General features: G+C 70.3%; 1 protein-coding gene. It reads left to right on the forward strand.

Going from position 1 to position 1,350, the window contains the following annotated elements:
* Nucleotides 1–1,341: glycine dehydrogenase (locus ACFVJS_RS27985; RefSeq protein WP_378886804.1), on the forward strand; the 1,341-nt coding region annotated here is incomplete at its 5' end.
* Nucleotides 1,342–1,350: the final 9 nt, after the last annotated feature.

The raw sequence follows: 1,350 nt of genomic DNA on the forward strand, positions 1-1,350 counted from the left end.
ATGAAGCTCAACGCGACCACCGAGATGGAGCCGATCTCGCTGCCCGGCTTCGCCGACCTGCACCCGTTCGTGCCCGCCGAGGACGCCGCCGGCTACGCGCGGCTCGTCGGCGAGCTGGAGGGCTGGCTGGCCGAGGTCACCGGCTACGACGAGGTCTCGATCCAGCCGAACGCCGGCTCGCAGGGTGAGTTCGCCGGGCTGATGGCGATCCGCGGCTACCTCGACGCCCAGGGCCAGGGACACCGCGACATCTGCCTGATGCCGTCCTCGGCCCACGGCACCAACGCCGCCTCCGCCGCGATGGCCGGCATGAAGGTCCAGGTCGTGAAGTCGGCCGAGGACGGCACCGTCGACCTGGACGACCTGCGCGCGAAGCTGGCCGACCACGGTGAGAAGGTGGCCGCGATCATGGTGACCTACCCCTCGACCCACGGGGTCTATGAGGAGGGCATCACCGAGGTCTGCTCCCTCGTCCACGAGGCCGGCGGCCAGGTCTACATCGACGGCGCCAACTTCAACGCCCTCCTGGGCTACGCCAAGCCGGGTGAGTTCGGCGGGGACGTCTCTCACCTCAACCTGCACAAGACCTTCTGCATCCCGCACGGCGGTGGCGGCCCGGGTGTCGGCCCGGTCGCGGTCCGTTCCCACCTCGCGCCCTACCTGCCGTCGCACTCGCTGCACCCGGACGCCTCGAAGCGCTCGGGCATCGGGGCGATCTCCGCCGCTCCGTACGGCTCGGCTGGCATCCTGCCGATCTCGTGGGCCTACATCCGGCTCATGGGTGCCGAGGGTCTGACCCGGGCCACGGCAGCGGCGGTGCTGTCGGCCAACTACGTGGCCGCGCGCCTCAACGAGCACTTCCCGGTGCTCTACCGTGGCGAGACCGGCCTGGTCGCCCACGAGTGCATCCTCGACCTGCGGCCGATGACCAAGGAGACCGGCGTCACCGTCGACGACGTCGCCAAGCGGCTCATCGACTACGGCTTCCACGCCCCGACGATGTCCTTCCCGGTCGCTGGCACGCTCATGGTCGAGCCCACCGAGTCCGAGGACCTCGCCGAGCTCGACCGGTTCATCGACGCGATGATCGCGATCAAGGGCGAGATCGATCGGGTCGCCTCGGGGGAGTGGACCGCCGAGACGTCGGTCCTGCGCGGTGCCCCGCACACCTCCCGTGCCCTCGTCGGCGAGTGGGACCGTCCCTACTCCCGCGAGGAGGCCGTCTTCCCGCGCGGCATCGACCCCGACAAGTACTGGCCGCCCGTCGCCCGTATCGACAACACCTACGGCGACCGCAACCTGGTCTGCTCCTGCCCGCCGGTGGAGTCCTTCGCCGAGTGACCCGGATGC

This window comes from Nocardioides sp. NPDC057772, assembly GCF_042798075.1.
GTDB lineage: Bacteria > Actinomycetota > Actinomycetes > Propionibacteriales > Nocardioidaceae > Nocardioides.